Below are 16,986 nucleotides of genomic sequence, written 5' to 3'. Positions count from 1 at the left end.
GTCTAAAAAGAAATGAAGTGGTGTGTGTTATGCCGATTATCCCGGGGCAGGACTGGCTCCGGGCATTCGGGCAATGGCGTGCGCAGCCGCGAACATCCCCCTTCCAGGAGTTCCCGTCCATGATGCAGAAGATTGCAGGAAAAGGCTTTCTCGCCCTCGCGGTAGGCGCCGCGCTGGGCCTGTCTTCGCAGGTCCACGCCGACGTGCTGATCGGCGTGGCCGGGCCGCACACCGGCCCCAGCGCGGCCATCGGCGAGCAGTACTGGCGCGGGGCGACCCAGGCGGCGGCCGACATCAATGCCGCCGGCGGCATCAACGGCGAGCCGATCAAGCTGGTCAAGGGCGACGACGCCTGCGAGCCGAAGCAGGCGGTGGCGGTGGCCAACCGCCTGGTCGACCAGGAGCAGGTCGCCGGGGTGATCGGCCACTTCTGCTCGTCGTCGACCATCCCCGCCTCGGTGGTGTACGACGAGGCCGGCATCCTCACCATCACCCCCGGCTCGACCAACCCGCAGGTCACCGAGCGCGGCCTGACCGGCATGTTCCGCATGTGCGGGCGCGACGACCAGCAGGGCCAGGTCGCCGCCGACTTCATCATCGACACCCTCAAGGGCAAGCGGGTGGCGCTGATCCACGACAAGGACACCTACGGCCAGGGCATCGCCGACGCCACCCGCGCGCGGCTCAAGGAGCGCGGCGTCAGCGAGGTGCTCTACGAGGGGCTGACCCGCGGCGAGAAGGACTTCAATGCGCTGGTCACCAAGCTGCGCGCTGCCGAGGTCGACGTGGTCTACTTCGGCGGCCTGCACCCGGAGGCCGGTCCGCTGCTGCGGCAGATGCGCGAGCAGGGCCTGACCGCCCACTTCGTCTCCGGCGACGGCGTGGTCACCGACGAGATGGTCACCACCGCCGGCGGCCCGCAGTACGTCAAGGGCGCCTACATGACCTTCGGCGCCGACCCGCGCAAGATCGCCGACGGCCAGGCGGTGATCGAGAAGCTGCGTGCCGGCGGCTACGAGCCGGAGGGCTACACCCTGTACGCCTACGCCTCGCTGCAGGCCATGGCGGCGGCCTTCAACGCGGTCGGCTCCAACGATCTGGCCAAGGCCAGCGAGTGGCTGAAGAGCAACAGCGTGCCGACGGTGATGGGGCCCAAGGCGTGGGACGCCAAGGGCGACCTCAAGGTCAGCGACTACGTGCTCTACCAGTGGGACGACCAGGGCAAGTACCACCAGTTGCCATGAGGCGAGTCCGGTAAAGGCGGGCATCTCCGATCCGTAGGGTGGAAAACCCGCGCAGCGGTTTTCCACCGAAAGCGTGAGGTGGTGGAAAAGACCTGCGGTCGTTTTCCACCCTACGGTGCTGCAGGCCCGCCCTCCCACAGTTCTCCCCTGAGGCGACACGCATGGACGGCATCTTCCTGCAGCAACTGGTCAACGGCCTGACCCTGGGCGCGGTCTACGGGCTGATCGCCATCGGCTACACCATGGTCTACGGCATCATCGGCATGATCAACTTCGCCCACGGCGAGGTGTACATGATCAGCGCCTACCTGTCGGCCATCGGCCTGGCGCTGCTCGGCTTCTTCGGCCTGCACTCCTTCCCGCTGCTGATCTTCGCCACCCTGCTGTTCACCGTCGCGGTCACCGCCACCTACGGCTGGGTGATCGAGCGCATCGCCTACCGGCCGCTGCGCAACTCCACGCGCCTGGCGCCGCTGATCAGCGCCATCGGCATCTCGCTGATCCTGCAGAACTACGTGCAGCTCAGCCAGGGCGCGCGCCAGCAGGGCGTGCCGACCCTGCTCGACGGCGCCTTCCGCCTGCACGTCGGCGAGGGCTTCCTGCAGATCAGCTACACCAAGGTGTTCATCCTGGTCGCCGCCTTCGCCGGCATGGCCGCGCTGACCTGGGTGATCCAGCGCACCCGCCTGGGCCGCATGTGCCGCGCCACCCAGCAGGACCGCCGGATGGCGCAGATCCTCGGCATCGACACCGACCGGGTGATCAGCGCGGTGTTCGTCATCGGCGCGGCCATGGCCGCGCTGGCCGGCCTGCTGATCACCCTCAACTACGGCACCTTCGACTTCTACGCCGGCTTCGTCATCGGCATCAAGGCGTTCACCGCCGCGGTGCTCGGCGGCATCGGCTCGCTGCCGGGGGCCATGCTCGGCGGCCTGCTGCTCGGCGTCGCCGAGGCGCAGTTCTCCGGGCTGGTCAACACAGACTACAAGGACGTGTTCAGCTTCTCGCTGCTGGTGCTGATCCTGATCTTCCGCCCGCAGGGGCTGCTCGGCCGGCCGCAGGTGACCAAGGTATGAGCGGCGCCGACCTGCGTCACGTGCTGCTCGACAGCGTCCTCGCCGGGCTGATCGCCCTGGTGGTGTTCGGCCCTATCGTCGGCGTGGTGCTCGACGGCTACGGCTTCACCCTGGAGCCGGCGCGGCTCGCCGTGCTGGTCGGTGCGGTGATGCTCGGCCGCCTGCTGCTCGGCCTGTTCCTGCACACGGCGAGCGGCCGGCGCTGGCTGCAGCGCTTCGACGGCGGCGGCGCCGGCGTGCAGGTGCTGCCGCCCGGGCAGCGCTCGGCGCTGCGCTGGGCCATCCCGCTGGTGCTGCTGGCGGCGGCGATCTTCCCGCTGCTGGCCAGCAAGTACCTGCTCACCGTGGTCATCCTCGGCCTGATATACGTGCTGCTCGGCCTCGGCCTGAACATCGTGGTCGGCCTCGCCGGCCTGCTCGATCTCGGCTACGTGGCCTTCTACGCCATCGGCGCCTACGGCCTGGCGCTGGGCTACGAGTACCTCGGCCTCGGCTTCTGGAGCGTGCTGCCGCTGGCCGCGCTGACCGCCGCGCTGGCCGGCGCGCTGCTCGGCTTCCCGGTGCTGCGCATGCACGGCGACTACCTGGCCATCGTCACCCTCGGCTTCGGCGAGATCATCCGCCTGGTGCTGAACAACTGGCTGTCGTTCACCGGCGGCCCCAACGGCATGCCGGTGCCGGCGCCGACTTTCCTCGGCCTGGAGTTCGGCCGGCGGGCGAAGGAGGGCGGCGTGCCGGTCCACGAGTTCCTCGGCATCGCCTACGATCCCAACCTCAAGTTCGTGTTCATCTACGCGGTGCTGCTGCTCACCGTGCTGCTGGTGCTGCACGTCAAGACGCGGCTGACACGCATGCCGATCGGCCGCGCCTGGGAGGCGCTGCGCGAGGACGAGATCGCCTGCCGCGCGCTGGGCCTCAACCACGTGCTGGTCAAGCTCTCGGCGTTCATGCTCGGCGCCTCCACCGCCGGGCTGGCCGGGGTGTTCTTCGCCAGCTACCAGGGCTTCGTCAACCCCAGCTCGTTCACCTTCTTCGAGTCGGCGCTGATCCTCGCCATCGTCGTGCTCGGCGGCATGGGCTCGACCCTCGGCGTGGTGCTGGCCGCCTTCGTCCTCACCGTGGCGCCGGAGCTGCTGCGCAGCTTCGCCGACTACCGGGTGCTGCTGTTCGGCATGCTCATGGTGCTGATGATGATCTGGCGCCCGCGCGGGCTGATCCGCGTCAGCCGGCGCGGCTTCGCACCGCGCCCGGGGGTGGCACCATGAGCGACGAGATCCTGCGCGTCGAGCGCCTGTGCATGCAGTTCGGCGGCATCCGCGCGCTGCACGAGGTCAGCCTGGGCGTGCGCCGCGGCTCGATCACCGCGCTGATCGGCCCCAACGGCGCCGGCAAGACCACGGTGTTCAACTGCCTGACCGGCTTCTACCGCGCCACTGCCGGCAGCATCCAGCTCAACGCCCGCGGGCGCCGCACCGACGTGCTGCAGGTGCTCGGCGAGCCGTTCCGCCCGGGCGACTTCGTGCGCCCGCGGCAGTTCGCCAGCCGGCTGTGGTTCAAGCTGTTCGGCGGCACCCACCGGGTCAACCGCGCCGGCCTGGCGCGCACCTTCCAGAACATCCGCCTGTTCCGCGAGATGTCGGTGCTGGAGAACCTGCTGGTGGCCCAGCACCTGTGGCTGAACCGCAGCCTGCTGGCCGGCGTGCTGAACACCCCGGCGTTCCGCCGCGCCGAGGAGCAGGCGCTGGCCCATGCCTTCTACTGGCTGGAGCTGGTCGACCTGGTCGACTGCGCCAACCGCCTGGCCGGCGAGCTGGCCTATGGCCAGCAGCGCCGCCTGGAGATCGCCCGCGCCATGTGCACCCGCCCGCAGCTGCTGTGCCTGGACGAGCCGGCCGCCGGCCTCAACCCGGCCGAGACCGTGGCGCTCGGCGCCATCATCCGCCGCCTGCGCGAGGAGCACGCCCTCAGCGTGCTGCTGATCGAGCACGACATGGGCATGGTGATGGGCATCTGCGACCACATCGTGGTGCTCGACCACGGCGAGGTGATCGCCGCGGGCGCGCCGGCGGCGATCCGCAGCGACCCGAAGGTGATCGCCGCCTACCTCGGCGCCGACGAGGAGGAGCCGGCATGAGCGCGCCGCTGCTCGAACTGCGCGACCTCGACCTGTTCTACGGCCCGGTGCAGGCCCTGCGCGGGGTCAGCCTGCGGGTGGAGGAGGGCGAGACGGTGTGCCTGATCGGCGCCAACGGCGCCGGCAAGTCGAGCCTGCTGATGTCGATCTTCGGCCAGCCGCGCGCCAGCGCCGGGCAGATCCTCCTCGCCGGCGAGGACATCACCTTCCGCTCCGCCCATCACGTCGCCGCCAGCGGCGTGGCCCAGGTGCCCGAGGGGCGGCGGGTGTTCCCCGACATGAGCGTCGAGGAGAACCTGCTGATGGGCACCATCACCGTCGGCCAGCGGCACGCCGCCGAGGATCTGCGGCGCATGTACGCGCTGTTCCCGCGCCTCGAGGAGCGCCGCCAGCAGCGCGCCATGACCCTCTCCGGCGGCGAGCAGCAGATGCTCGCCATCGCCCGCGCGCTGATGAGCCGGCCGCGCCTGCTGCTGCTCGACGAGCCTTCCCTGGGGCTGGCGCCGCTGGTGGTGCGGCAGATCTTCCAGACCCTGCGCGAGCTGGCCGCCGGTGGCATGACCATCTTTCTGGTCGAGCAGAACGCCAACCATGCCCTCAGGCTGTCCGACCGCGGCTACGTGCTGGTCAACGGCGAGATCCGCCTCAGCGGCTCCGGGGCGGAGCTGCTCGGCAATCCCGAGGTGCGCAGCGCCTATCTGGGCGGGCACTGAGCCCGGCGGCGGGCCTCATCGCGGGGCAGATGCGCCATCGCTGCACCATTCTGGTTCCATTTCGCTGCCGGGTGACGGCGCACGGCCCCCCGGAGGGCCGCTGCAGCCCGCCAGTCGCGCCATGCGGCAGAGTTGGCACGGCAAATGCTTCGTCATACTCGAGCCCCGCTGAGGGGCCGCCCACTCGATCAACGGCGATCGAGCCGCCAACGCAGGCGATGGGCGACAGGGCGCCTCCGAGGGCGCCGCACAGAACAGGCAAAGGCGCCTGGGACCGCGAGGTCTCAGGCGCCTTTTTTCATTGCCGCGGATACACCTGATGGGCTTCGACCGGGAAACGCCATGCACAGCACAGACCTCTCCACTGACAAGCAACGGCTGATCATCGTCGGCAACGGCATGGTCGGGCATCACTGCGTCGAGCAACTGCTCGCGGGCGGCGCCCTGGCGCACTACCGCATCGAGGTGTTCGGCGAGGAGGCGCAGCGCGCCTACGACCGCGTGCACCTCTCCGAGTACTTCGGCGACCGCGACGCCGAGTCCCTGGCCATGAGCGCCGCCTCGCTCTATGAAGCCGAAGGCCTGACCCTGCACCTGGGCACCGCGGTGCTGGAGATCGACCGCGCCAGCGGCGAGGTGGTCACCAGCCAGGGCCGCTTCGGCTACGACAGGCTGGTGCTGGCCACCGGCTCCTACCCCTTCGTGCCGTCGATCGAGGGCGCCGCGGGCGAGGCGCGCCTGGTCTACCGCACCCTCGACGACCTCGACGCAATCCGCGCCGCCGCCCGGGGCCAGCGCCGCGGCGTGGTGGTCGGCGGCGGCCTGCTCGGCCTGGAAGCGGCCAACGCGCTGAAGTCGCTGGGCCTCGAAGCCCACGTGGTGGAGTTCGCCCCGCGGCTGATGCCGGTGCAGCTGGACGACTTCGGCGGCGCGGCGCTGAAGCAGCGCATCGAGGATCTGGGCGTCGGCGTGCACCTGTCCAAGGCCACCCAGAGCATCAGCGCCGGCAGCGAGTACCGCTACCGGATGAACTTCGCCGGCGACGACTTTCTCGAGACCGACCTGATCGTGTTCTCCGCCGGCATCCGCCCGCAGGACGCTCTGGCCCGCGCCTGCGGCCTGGAGCTGGGCCCGCGTGGCGGCATCGGGATCAACGACCAGTGCCTGACCAGTGACGAGCGCATCCACGCCATCGGCGAGTGCGCGGCCTGGAACGGCAGCGTCTTCGGCCTGGTCGCCCCCGGCTACCAGATGGCCCGCGCCGTGGCCGCCCAGCTGTGCGGCCAGGAAGCCCAGCCGTTCCTCGGCGCCGACATGTCGACCAAGCTCAAGCTGCTCGGCGTCGACGTCGGCTCCATCGGCGACGCCCACGGCGCCATGCCCGGTTCGCGCAGCTACCGCTACATCGACGAGGCCAGCGCCAGCTACCGCCGCCTGGTGGTTTCGGCCGACGGCAAGCAGGTGCTCGGCGCCGTGCTGGTCGGCGACAACAGCTACTACGACACCCTGCTGCAGTACGCGCAGAACGGCATCAAGCTGCCGGAAGACCCGGCCAGCCTGATCATGCCCGCCGGCAGCGATGCCCCGGCGCTGGGCGCCGACGCCCTGCCGGAGACGGCCACCATCTGCTCCTGCCACAACGTCAGCAAGGGCGCGATCTGCGCCGCCATCGACGGCGGCTGCAGCGACATCGCCAGCGTCAAGGCCTGCACCAAGGCGGCCACCGGCTGCGGTGGCTGCGCTGCGCTGCTCAAGCAGGTGGTCGAGCACGAGCTGAGCGCCCGCGGCGTGGAAGTCGACAAGAGCCTCTGCGAGCACTTCGCCTACACCCGCCAGGAGCTCTACCACCTCGTCCGCGTCGAGGGCATCGAGAGCTTCGAGGAACTGCTGGCCAGGCACGGCAAGGGCCATGTCGGCTGCGACATCTGCAAGCCGGCGGTGGGCTCGATCCTCGCCTCCTGCTGGAACCGCCCGATCATGGACCCGGCGCTGGTGCCGCTGCAGGACACCAACGACACCTTCATGGCCAACATGCAGAAGAACGGCACCTACTCGGTGGTGCCGCGCATCCCCGGCGGCGAGATCACCCCCGAGGGGCTGATCGCCATCGGCCAGGTGGCGAAGAAGTACGACCTCTACACCAAGATCACCGGCGGCCAGCGCATCGACCTGTTCGGCGCCCAGCTGCACGAGCTGCCGGAGATCTGGGCCGAGCTGATCGCCGCCGGCTTCGAGACCGGCCACGCCTACGGCAAGTCCACCCGCACGGTGAAGAGCTGCGTCGGCAGCACCTGGTGCCGCTACGGGGTGCAGGACAGCGTGAAGATGGCCCTCGACATCGAGCACCGCTACAAGGGCCTGCGCGCGCCGCACAAGCTCAAGTTCGCGGTCTCCGGCTGCACCCGCGAGTGCGCCGAGGCGCAGAGCAAGGACATCGGCGTGATCGCCACCGAGAACGGCTGGAATCTCTACGTCTGCGGCAACGGCGGCATGCGTCCGCGCCACGCCGAGCTGTTCGCCACCGACCTGGATGACCGGACCCTGATCCGCTACATCGATCGCCTGCTGATGTTCTACATCCGCACCGCCGACAAGCTGCAGCGCACCTCGGTGTGGCGCGAGTCGCTGGAGGGCGGCCTGGACTACCTCAAGGACGTGGTCATCCACGACAGCCTGGGTCTGGCCGCCGAGCTGGAGGCGCAGATGCAGCTGGTGGTCGACCGCTACGAATGCGAATGGGCCAACGCCCTCAAGGACGAGGAGAAGCTCAAGCGCTTCCGTACCTTCGTCAACGAACACGGCGGCGACCCGGACATCCACTTCGTCCGCGAACGCGGCCAGCGCCGCCCGGCGCGCACCGATGAACTGCACCTGATTCCCCTGACCGAGGAGGCCGTCTGATGAACACCGCCCTGAAACTCGAAGCCTGCTGGCAGCCGCTGTGCGCCGCCGCCGACCTGGTCGCCAACTCCGGCATCGTCGCCCGCGCCGGCGGCGCGCAGGTAGCGCTGTTCTACCTGCCAGGCAGCGAGCCGCAGGTCTTCGCCATCGGCAACCGCGACCCCAGGTCCGGCGCCAACGTGATCGGCCGCGGCCTCCTCGGCCACCTGCAGGGCGAGCTGGTGATCGCCTCGCCGCTGTACAAGCAGCACTTCCGCCTGAGCGACGGCGGCTGCCTGGAATACCCCGAGCAGCGCCTGCCGGTGTGGCCGGTGCGTCTGCGCGGCGAGCGCGTGGAAATCTTCTGCTGAACCGAACCCCGACGCCGCCGCGGCGGCGCCCTCCCTGCCCGCGACAGAGAACACTGCCATGTCCTACCTGGTCCCTGCCGAGTTCGCCTCCAAGATGGTCGATGCCGGCGAATCGAAGATCTACATGTCCACCCGCGACACCCTGATCCGCGCCTACATGGCCGGCGCCATCCTCGCCCTGGCCGCGGTGTTCGCCATCTCCATCACGGTCCAGACCGGTTCGCCGCTGCTTGGCGCAGCATTCTTCCCGGTCGGTTTCATCATGCTCTACCTGATGGGCTTCGACCTGCTCACCGGAGTATTCATGCTCACCCCGCTGGCGCTGCTGGACAAGCGCCCCGGCGTTACCGTCGGCGGTGTGCTGAAGAACTGGGGCCTGGTGTTCACCGGCAACTTCGCCGGCGCGTTGACGGTCGCCGTGATGATGGCCTTCGTCTTCACCTACGGCTTCTCCACCAGCCCCGGCGCCATCGGCGAGAAGATCTCGCACATCGGCGAGGCGCGCACCCTGGGCTACGCCGAGTTCGGCACCGCCGGCTGGCTGACCATCTTCCTGCGCGGCATGCTGTGCAACTGGATGGTGTCCATGGGCGTGGTCGGCGCGATGATTTCCACCACCGTCAGCGGCAAGGCCATCGCCATGTGGATGCCGATCATGCTGTTCTTCTACATGGGCTTCGAGCACTCGGTGGTGAACATGTTTCTGTTCCCCTTCGGCATGATCATGGGCGGCGATTTCTCGGTGATGGACTACATGATCTGGAACGAGATCCCCACCGCCCTGGGCAACCTGGTCGGCGGCCTGGCCTTCACCGGCCTGACCCTCTACGCCACCCACGTCAAGACCGCGCCCAAGCGCTCCTTCGTCTGACCCCGCGGGCCCCGTCCGGGGCCCTTTCCGGATGCCGCGCCCATGTCCCAGCAACTCGTCGTCAGCCTCGGCCAGTACTCGGACAAGGGCCGCAAGGCGCTCAACCAGGACTTCCACGGCGCCTGCATCCCGGCCGAGCCGCAGCTCTCCAGCAAGGGCATCGCCATCGCCCTGGCCGACGGCATCGGCAGCAGCGCGGTCAGCCAGGTCGCCAGCGAGGCGGCGGTGGCCAGCTTCCTCGCCGACTACTACTGCACCGCCGAGGCCTGGTCGGTGAGGAAGTCCGCGCAGCGCGTGCTGATGGCCGCCAACGCCTGGCTCTACGCACAGACCCGGCAGAGCCAGTACCGCTACGACATGGACCGCGGCTACGTCTGCACCCTCAGCGCGCTGGTGTTCAAGGCCACCCGCGCGCACCTGTTCCACGCCGGCGACACGCGCATCTGCCGCCTGCGCGGCGACGAGCTGGAGCGCCTGACCGAGGACCACCGCCTGTGGGTCTCGCGCGACACCAGCTACCTCAGCCGCGCCCTGGGCATCGGCCCGCACCTGGAGCTGGACCACCGCAGCCTGGCGCTGGAGCCCGGCGACCTGTTCCTGCTCACCAGCGACGGCGTCCACGAACACCTGCCACCCGCGGCCATGGTCGAGCTGCTGCGCGCCCACGCCGACGACCTCGACGCCGCCGCCCGCGCGATGGTCGAGGAAGCCTACCGGCGCGGCAGCGACGACAACCTCACCGTGCAGCTGGTGCGCATCGAACAGCTGCCGCAGGCCGACGCCGGCGAGCTGCACCAGCTGCTCGGCGAGCTGCCGCTGCCGCCGCTGCTGCAGCCGCGCATGGAGTTCGACGGCTACCGCATCGTGCGCAGCCTGCACGCCAGCAGCCGCAGCCACGTCTACCTGGCGCTGGACGGCGAGCGGCCGGTGGTGCTCAAGGTGCCGGCCACCGAGCTGCAGGGCGACCTCGCCCACCTGGAGCGCCTGCTCGGCGAGGAATGGATCGCCCGCCGCATCGACAGCGCCCACGTGCTCAAGGCCCCGCCGCAGACGCGCCGGCGCCGCTACCTCTACACCGTCAGCGAATACGTCGAGGGCCAGACCCTGCGTCAGTGGATGATCGACAACCCGCGGCCGGGGCTGGAGAAGGTGCGCGACCTGGTCGAGCAGATCGCCCGCGGCCTGCAGGCCTTCCACCGTCTGGAGATGCTCCACCAGGACCTGCGCCCGGAGAACCTGCTGATCGACGCCAGCGGCACCGTCCGGCTGATCGACTTCGGCTCGGCACAGGTCGCCGGCCTCGCCGAGCGCACGCCGCAGCGGGCGGCGCAGGCGCTGCCGGGCACCCTGCAGTACATGGCCCCGGAGTACTTCATCGGCGAGCCCGGCTCGCCGCGCTCGGACCTGTTCTCCCTGGCGGTGATCGCCTACCAGCTGCTCGGCGGCGACCTGCCCTACGGCGCCGAGGTCGCCAAGTGTCGCAACCGCGCCGAGCAGAACCGCCTGGTCTACCGGCCGCTGGCGCACGGCGAGCGCAACATCCCGCCGTGGATCGACGAGGTACTGCGCAAGGCCCTGCAGCCCGATCCCAACCGCCGCCAGGCCGAGCTCTCCGAATTCGTCCACGACCTGCGCCAGCCCAGCGCCGAATACCTCAACCGGCGCCGGCCGCCGCTGCTGGAGCGCAACCCGCTGCTGTTCTGGCGCAGCGCCAGCCTGCTGTTCGCTGTCCTGCTGGCCTGGCAGCTGCTCGGCGGCTGACTCGCCGGGCGGGACAGGGGAGGGGCGCTGGCAGCCTCGGTCCCGGTCAGCCCATTGCCGAACAGCTCGGTCTCTCCGAGCCCTCGGTTTTCCACTGCGCGTTCGGGAACTGGACCTGTCTCACCGCCGGCGCCCGCCTAGCCGCTCGGCTGGCCGGCGGCGATGCCGTGCGTCTGCATCAGCTCGGTGATGATCGGCACCGGGCCGAGCAGGTGCTCGCGCATCAGCTGGCAGGCGCGCTCCTTGTCGCGGGCGAGGATCGCCTCGACCAGGGTGGCGTGCTCGCGGCGCTTGGCCTCCAGCGCCTGTTCGGAGAACACCGTGTGCTGCAGCCACAGGTGGCGGTAGCGCTCGGCCTGGTCGAACAGGTAGGCGCGCACCTGCAGCAGCTGCGCCGAGCCGCAGCCGGCGACGATGGCGGTGTGGAACGCCTTGTGGCGGGCGTCCCAGACGCTCAGCTGCTCCTCGGCGTTGCGCACCTCCACCACCTTGGTCAGGGTGTGGGCGCGGGCGAGGATCTCCGCCTCCCAGGCGTCGTCGCCGCGCTCGATGGCCAGGCCGAGCAGCATGGCCTCCAGGTTGGCGCGGGCGTCGTAAATATCGAACAGTTCGCTGAGCGACATCGGCGCCACCCGATAGCCGCGCTGGCTGATGACCACCACCAGGCGCTCGGCAACCAGCTGCGACAGCGCCTCGCGCAGCGGGCCGACGCCCAGCCCGTAGCGCGCCTTCAGGCCGCTCATCAGCAGCTTCTCGCCCGGGCGGAACAGGCCGCGAATGATGTCGCGCTTGAGCAGCTGATGCCCGCGGATCGCCAGATTCTCTTGGGAAACAAGGGTTTCCATGTTCGCCGTCCTTCCTCGTGGTGCCCGGCCATCATACCCAAAGGCGGGCGGACTGCACCTTTTGTCTACAAGTGTTGGAAATTTTTGACATGCGATAAAAATGTCGATATTTTTCAAATACGCCGACAGTAAACAAGAACGTCTCAATCCATTGTCGTCCTGTCCAGGAGCGCCCGCCATGTCCAGCGTTGTCCAACTCAAGCCTTCCGTCGCCCAGCCCGTCGAGCCGCAGGGCTTCACCCTGGCGCCGTCCGCGATCTCGCCGCGCCTGCTGCAGCTGACCTTCCCGCGCAGCACCGTCGAGGCCTTCCTCGCCGCCACCGCCGACTACCCGGTGCAGGCGCTGGAGTACAAGTCGTTCCTGCGCTTCCGCTGCGCGCGCCTGCTCGACGAGCTGTGCGCCCACACCCTGCAGCCGCTGCTGATCGACAGCCTGGCCGACCGCGACAGCGGCGCCCTGCTGATCACCCCCGAGGGGCTGGACTCGGTGGCGCAGGCCGAGGACATGGTCAAGTTCACCACCGCGGTGGCCCACCTGTTCGGCCGCTCCAACTACGACGCCATGAGCGGCCAGTACTACGCGCGCTTCGTGGTGAAGAACGAGGACAACTCCGACAGCTACCTGCGCCAGGCCCACCGGGTGATGGAGCTGCACACCGACGGCACCTTCGTCGAGCAGGACACCGACTACGTGCTGATGCTGAAGATCGACGAGCAGAACATGGAAGGCGGCAACTCGCTGCTGCTGCACCTGGACGACTGGGAAGGGCTGGAGCACTTCTACACCCACCCGCTGGCCCGCCGCGAGATGCGCTGGAGCGCGCCGCCGAGCAAGAACGTCACCAAGGACATCTGGCACGCGGTGTTCGACACCGACGTCGCCGGCCGGCCGATCATCAGCTACATCGACCAGTTCGTGCAGCCGAAGAACTTCGAGGAAGGCAACTGGCTGGCCGATCTCGGCGACTCGATCGAGAACAGCCCGGCCAAGCTGTCGGTGCGCGTGCCGGTGGGCAGCTTCCTGCTGATCAACAACCACTGCTGGCTGCACGGCCGCGACCGCTTCATCGCCCATCCCGGCCTGCGCCGCGAGCTGATGCGCCAGCGCGGCTACTTCACCCACAAGAAGGTCTTGCGCCAGCCGCGCCAGTAAGGTTCTGCTCGCCATTCGCGGGGACGGCTTGCGTGCGTCGTCCCCGCGTGCCCCATAACCACCATTCCAGAAGAAGGGCAGACAAGGTGTACGACTTCATCATCATCGGCGGCGGCATCATCGGCATGTCCACCGCCATGCAACTGCTCCGCGCCTACCCGGACTGCCGGATGCTGCTGCTGGAGAAGGAATCCGCTCCGGCCCGCCACCAGACCGGCCACAACAGCGGCGTGATCCACGCCGGCGTCTACTACACCCCCGGCAGCCTCAAGGCCAAGTTCTGCCTGGCCGGCAACCGCGCGACCAAGGAGTTCTGCACCGAGAACGGCATCCGCTTCGACGAGTGCGGCAAGCTGCTGGTCGCCACCAACGAGCTGGAGATGCAGCGCATGAAGGCGCTGTGGGAGCGCACCGCCGCCAACGGCCTGGAGCGCGAGTGGCTGAGCGCCGAACAGCTGCGCGAGCGCGAGCCGAACATCACCGGCATCGGCGGCATCTTCGTGCCCTCCAGCGGCATCGTCAGCTACGCCGAAGTCACCGCGGCCATGGCCCGCGAGTTCCAGATGCGCGGCGGCGAGATCCGCTACGGCACCGAGGTGATCGGCCTCGACGAGCGCCCCACCGAGATGGTGGTGAAGACCAGCGCCGGCGAATTCTGCAGCCGCTTCATGGTCTCCTGCTCGGGGCTGATGGCCGACCGCGTGGTGCGCATGCTCGGCCTCGACCCGGGCTTCAGCATCTGCCCGTTTCGCGGCGAGTACTACCTGCTGCCGGCCGAGCACAACCGCATCGTCAACCACCTGATCTACCCGATCCCCGACCCGTCCATGCCGTTCCTCGGCGTGCACCTGACGCGGATGATCGACGGCACCGTCACCGTCGGCCCCAACGCGGTGCTGGCGCTCAAGCGCGAGGGCTACCGCAAGCGCGACATCTCGCTGTCCGACACCTTCGCCATGCTCACCGACCCGGGCATCCTCAGGGTGCTGAAGAACAACCTGCGCCCCGGCTTGGTGGAGATGCGCAACTCGCTGTTCAAGCGCGGCTACCTGCAGGAAGTGCGCAAGTACTGCCCGAGCATCGAGCTCAAGGACCTCAAGCCCTACCCGGCGGGCGTGCGCGCCCAGGCGGTGTCCCGCGAGGGCAAGCTGATCGAGGACTTCCTGTTCCGCAACACCCGGCGCAGCGTCAACGTGTGCAACGCGCCGTCGCCGGCGGCCACCTCGGCCATCCCGATCGGTGCCTACATCATCGAGCAGATCGACGCCCAGCTCGCCGACCTGCCCGGGTTCAACAGGCAGCGCCAGACCGCCTGAGCCCCAAATGCCTTGCCCAACCCCCATGGAGCGTGCGTCATGAGCCAATCGCTGCAAGAGAAGGACATCCACTACCAGCTGCACCCCTACACCAACGCCCGCCTGCACCAGGAGCAGGGCCCGCTGATCATCGAGCGCGGCGAAGGCGTGTACGTCTACGACGAACAGGGCAAGGACTACATCGAAGGCATGTCGGGGCTGTGGAGCGCCGCGCTGGGCTTCAGCAACCAGCGCCTGATCCGCGCCGCGCAGCAGCAGCTCGAGACCCTGCCGTTCTACCACCTGTTCAGCCACAAGGCGCACCGGCCGAGCATCGAGCTGGCCGAGAAGCTGATCCAGATGGCGCCGGTGCCGATGAGCAAGGTGTTCTTCACCAACTCCGGCTCCGAGGCCAACGACACCGTGGTCAAGCTGGTGTGGTACCGCAACCACGCCCTCGGCAAGCCGGAGAAGAAGAAGTTCATCGCCCGCACCAACGCCTACCACGGCATCACCGTGGCCAGCGCCAGCCTCACCGGCCTGCCGGCCAACCACCGCGGCTTCGGCCTGCCGCTGCCGGGCTTCCTGCACGTCGGCTGCCCGCATCACTACCGCTACGCGCTGCCGGGCGAGAGCGAGGAGCAGTTCGCCGACCGCCTGGCCGCCGAGCTGGAGCAGCGCATCCTCGCCGAGGGCCCGGAAACCGTCGCCGCCTTCATCGGCGAGCCGCTGATGGGCGCCGGCGGCGTCATCGTGCCGCCGCACACCTACTGGACCAAGGTCCAGCAGGTGTGCCGCAAGTACGACATCCTGGTGATCGCCGACGAGGTGATCTGCGGCTTCGGCCGTACCGGCAACCTGTTCGGCAGCCAGACCTTCGGCATCCGCCCGGACATCATGGTGGTGTCCAAGCAGCTGTCCTCGTCCTACCAGCCGATCGCCGCGGTGCTGATCAACGACGCGGTGTACCAGCCGATCGAGGCGCAGAGCGGCGAGCTCGGCACCCTCGGCCACGGCTTCACCGCCAGCGGCCACCCGGTGGCCACCGCGGTGGCGCTGGAGAACCTGAAGATCATCGAGGAGGACAACCTGGTCGCCCACGCCGCGGCCATGGGCGAGCGCATGCACGCCGCGCTGCGCCGCTTCACCGACCACCCGCTGGTCGGCGAGGTGCGCGGCTGCGGCCTGATCGCCGCGGTCGAACTGGTCGGCGACAAGGACAGCAAGGCGCCGTACCAGGCCACCGGCACCCTCGGCCGCTACCTGGCCGGCCGCGCCCAGCAGCACGGCCTGATCACCCGCGCCATGGGCGACGCCATCGCCTTCTGCCCGCCGCTGATCATCGACGAGCAGGAGATGGGCCTGCTGCTCGAACGCTTCGAGCGCGCGCTGGAGGATACGGCGCAGTGGGCGAAGTGAGCTGAGAAGGGCCGGCGCGGCCTCTGCGCCCGGCCCACTCCTGTAGGGGCGAATTCATTCGCCCGGATACCCCGCCAAGGCGAATGAATTCGCCCCTACGGATCTGGCGCCCGGGCCGGCGTAAGCCGGCCTTTTCGCGTCAGCCGACGCAGCAGAGCGGCAGGCCTGCCTGAACCACGGAACGCAACCCGAAAAGGAGGTCCCCTTGAACATCCCGGTCGTGCCGATCACGGCAGAAAACACCGCCAGCGCGGTCGACGCCTTGCGCGAACTCTGGCCGCACTACGCGCCGGAGGAGATGGCGCGGGTGATCGACCAGCAGCTGCGCCCCAACGGCTACCAGCTGGCCGGCATCTTTGGCGACGACTCGCCCGCGGCCGCCGCCGTGCTCGGCTACCGCATCCAGCACTCGCTGTGGCTGGGCCAGTCGCTGTACATCGTCGACATCGCCACCCTGCCCGAATGGCGCGGGCGCGGTTTCGGCGACCGCCTGATGGCGTGGGCCGAGGCCGAGGCGGCGCACCTGGGCTGCAGCGCCGTGCACCTGGACTCCGGCGTCGGCCGCGAGCGGGCGGCGGCCCATCGGCTGTACATGCGCCATCACTACCAGATTGGCTGCCATCACTTCGTCAAGAGGCTGGGTGGGTAGTTCGTGCTCGCAGGATGATATGGCGCAGTGGGTGAGAGGAGGGCCGGCGTGAGCCGGCCCTTTTCTGTAGGACGCAAGAATGGTAGTAGTGGCTTGGTCGGCCGGTTGCCTGCAGTCCGAGCAATGCCGGTCATGGTGACGACGCCCCAGAGCGGCCAGTCGAGACAGACAGAAATCGGCCAGAAGCGGAAATTCGTCATTTCCGGATAGCGGCCATCTGAAAGGCTGCTGCTCCCTAAAACCTGCTGTTAGGCTCTGTACGAAAAGTCCTGAGCCGGATTTGAAGGACCTCAAAAGTGATCAATAAATGATCGATTTTGGGGCTGGATGCCTTTTCTGGGCTGTTTTTACCTTTCCGCTCAAGGCAAACCGACTTTTCGTACAAGACCTAGGTGTGCGAACGGAAGCACCACAGTCTGAGCTGCCTTTTGTCTGGGGTATTGAATCAGGCTGCCAATTCGCCACTTACCCGCCACTCAGATGACAGTGTGACTAAAAATTCTGAGGCGGTTCATGGTAGTCCGTAATAAACTGAGTGTTCTGTGAGTTAGGGTAATGGATACCTATCAACGGGG

14 protein-coding genes are annotated in these 16,986 nt (G+C 68.6%); 13 read left to right on the top strand and 1 reads right to left on the bottom strand.

The window, feature by feature from the left end; genetic code table 11:
• Window positions 1-119 precede the first annotated feature (119 nt).
• From E5198_RS04050 to E5198_RS04010, 9 genes are all read left to right on the top strand, one after another.
• On the top strand, window positions 120-1,244 hold the full coding sequence (locus E5198_RS04050; protein ID WP_136488738.1) for a branched-chain amino acid ABC transporter substrate-binding protein: 1,125 nt from the start codon (window positions 120-122) through the stop codon (window positions 1,242-1,244).
• 161 nt (window positions 1,245-1,405) lie between these two features.
• A complete protein-coding gene (locus E5198_RS04045) occupies window positions 1,406-2,320 on the top strand; it encodes a branched-chain amino acid ABC transporter permease LivH (RefSeq protein WP_136488737.1) in 915 nt (304 codons plus the stop codon).
• Window positions 2,317-3,585 (top strand): high-affinity branched-chain amino acid ABC transporter permease LivM, encoded by a 1,269-nt coding sequence (gene livM / locus E5198_RS04040; protein ID WP_136488736.1) that lies wholly within the window; start codon window positions 2,317-2,319, stop codon window positions 3,583-3,585. The genes E5198_RS04045 and livM overlap by 4 nt, the downstream gene beginning before the upstream one ends.
• Window positions 3,582-4,454 (top strand): ABC transporter ATP-binding protein, encoded by an 873-nt coding sequence (locus tag E5198_RS04035; protein ID WP_136488735.1) that lies wholly within the window; start codon window positions 3,582-3,584, stop codon window positions 4,452-4,454. Before livM ends, E5198_RS04035 begins: the two co-directional genes overlap by 4 nt.
• Complete coding sequence (locus E5198_RS04030; protein WP_136488734.1) at window positions 4,451-5,167, top strand: ABC transporter ATP-binding protein; 717 nt, start codon at window positions 4,451-4,453, stop codon at window positions 5,165-5,167. The genes E5198_RS04035 and E5198_RS04030 overlap by 4 nt, the downstream gene beginning before the upstream one ends.
• 342 nt (window positions 5,168-5,509) lie before the next feature.
• Window positions 5,510-8,068, top strand: coding sequence for a nitrite reductase large subunit NirB (gene nirB, locus E5198_RS04025; RefSeq protein ID WP_136488733.1), 2,559 nt, complete (start codon window positions 5,510-5,512; stop codon window positions 8,066-8,068).
• Window positions 8,068-8,418, top strand: a complete 351-nt coding sequence (gene nirD / locus E5198_RS04020; RefSeq protein ID WP_136488732.1) for a nitrite reductase small subunit NirD — start codon at window positions 8,068-8,070, stop codon at window positions 8,416-8,418. The genes nirB and nirD overlap by 1 nt, the downstream gene beginning before the upstream one ends.
• A gap of 58 nt (window positions 8,419-8,476) precedes the next feature.
• Window positions 8,477-9,289: a formate/nitrite transporter family protein gene (locus E5198_RS04015; RefSeq protein ID WP_136488731.1), complete on the top strand. Its 813-nt coding sequence runs from the start codon at window positions 8,477-8,479 to the stop codon at window positions 9,287-9,289.
• A gap of 42 nt (window positions 9,290-9,331) precedes the next feature.
• Window positions 9,332-11,050, top strand: a complete 1,719-nt coding sequence (locus tag E5198_RS04010; protein WP_136488730.1) for a bifunctional protein-serine/threonine kinase/phosphatase — start codon at window positions 9,332-9,334, stop codon at window positions 11,048-11,050.
• 137 nt (window positions 11,051-11,187) lie between these two features.
• On the opposite strand, the gene csiR is transcribed toward E5198_RS04010, so the two are convergent.
• Entirely contained in the window at window positions 11,188-11,895 is a 708-nt protein-coding gene (gene csiR / locus E5198_RS04005) for a DNA-binding transcriptional regulator CsiR (RefSeq protein WP_136488729.1), read from the bottom strand.
• 178 nt (window positions 11,896-12,073) lie between these two features.
• Between csiR and glaH the strand changes: the two genes are divergently transcribed.
• From glaH to E5198_RS03985, 4 genes are all read left to right on the top strand, one after another.
• The gene (gene glaH, locus E5198_RS04000) at window positions 12,074-13,048 is read left to right on the top strand and encodes a glutarate dioxygenase GlaH (protein ID WP_136488728.1); all 975 of its coding nucleotides are present in this window, start codon (window positions 12,074-12,076) and stop codon (window positions 13,046-13,048) included.
• An 86-nt stretch (window positions 13,049-13,134) separates the two neighbouring features.
• Window positions 13,135-14,364 (top strand): L-2-hydroxyglutarate oxidase, encoded by a 1,230-nt coding sequence (lhgO, locus tag E5198_RS03995; protein ID WP_136488727.1) that lies wholly within the window; start codon window positions 13,135-13,137, stop codon window positions 14,362-14,364.
• Between the two features lie 39 nt (window positions 14,365-14,403).
• Window positions 14,404-15,762, top strand: a complete 1,359-nt coding sequence (locus E5198_RS03990; protein WP_136488726.1) for an aspartate aminotransferase family protein — start codon at window positions 14,404-14,406, stop codon at window positions 15,760-15,762.
• Window positions 15,763-15,967: 205 nt separating this feature from the next.
• The gene (locus tag E5198_RS03985) at window positions 15,968-16,411 is read left to right on the top strand and encodes a GNAT family N-acetyltransferase (RefSeq protein WP_218569038.1); all 444 of its coding nucleotides are present in this window, start codon (window positions 15,968-15,970) and stop codon (window positions 16,409-16,411) included.
• Window positions 16,412-16,986 lie beyond the last annotated feature (575 nt).

This window comes from Pseudomonas sp. A-1 (assembly GCF_004801855.1).
Classification (GTDB): Bacteria; Pseudomonadota; Gammaproteobacteria; order Pseudomonadales; family Pseudomonadaceae; genus Geopseudomonas.
This window is presented reverse-complemented; position numbering and strand designations above follow the sequence as displayed.

What these genes read in the sequence shown, in the direction of transcription:
- E5198_RS03990 (WP_136488726.1), top strand. Translation starts at nt 14,404, where the DNA reads ATGAGCCAATCGCTGCAAGAGAAGGACATCCACTACCAGCTGCACCCC.
- csiR (WP_136488729.1), bottom strand. Translation starts at nt 11,895, where the DNA reads ATGGAAACCCTTGTTTCCCAAGAGAATCTGGCGATCCGCGGGCATCAG.
- E5198_RS04045 (WP_136488737.1), top strand. Translation starts at nt 1,406, where the DNA reads ATGGACGGCATCTTCCTGCAGCAACTGGTCAACGGCCTGACCCTGGGC.
- E5198_RS04035 (WP_136488735.1), top strand. Translation starts at nt 3,582, where the DNA reads ATGAGCGACGAGATCCTGCGCGTCGAGCGCCTGTGCATGCAGTTCGGC.
- E5198_RS04050 (WP_136488738.1), top strand. Translation starts at nt 120, where the DNA reads ATGATGCAGAAGATTGCAGGAAAAGGCTTTCTCGCCCTCGCGGTAGGC.
- E5198_RS04015 (WP_136488731.1), top strand. Translation starts at nt 8,477, where the DNA reads ATGTCCTACCTGGTCCCTGCCGAGTTCGCCTCCAAGATGGTCGATGCC.
- nirD (WP_136488732.1), top strand. Translation starts at nt 8,068, where the DNA reads ATGAACACCGCCCTGAAACTCGAAGCCTGCTGGCAGCCGCTGTGCGCC.
- livM (WP_136488736.1), top strand. Translation starts at nt 2,317, where the DNA reads ATGAGCGGCGCCGACCTGCGTCACGTGCTGCTCGACAGCGTCCTCGCC.
- nirB (WP_136488733.1), top strand. Translation starts at nt 5,510, where the DNA reads ATGCACAGCACAGACCTCTCCACTGACAAGCAACGGCTGATCATCGTC.
- E5198_RS04030 (WP_136488734.1), top strand. Translation starts at nt 4,451, where the DNA reads ATGAGCGCGCCGCTGCTCGAACTGCGCGACCTCGACCTGTTCTACGGC.
- glaH (WP_136488728.1), top strand. Translation starts at nt 12,074, where the DNA reads ATGTCCAGCGTTGTCCAACTCAAGCCTTCCGTCGCCCAGCCCGTCGAG.
- E5198_RS04010 (WP_136488730.1), top strand. Translation starts at nt 9,332, where the DNA reads ATGTCCCAGCAACTCGTCGTCAGCCTCGGCCAGTACTCGGACAAGGGC.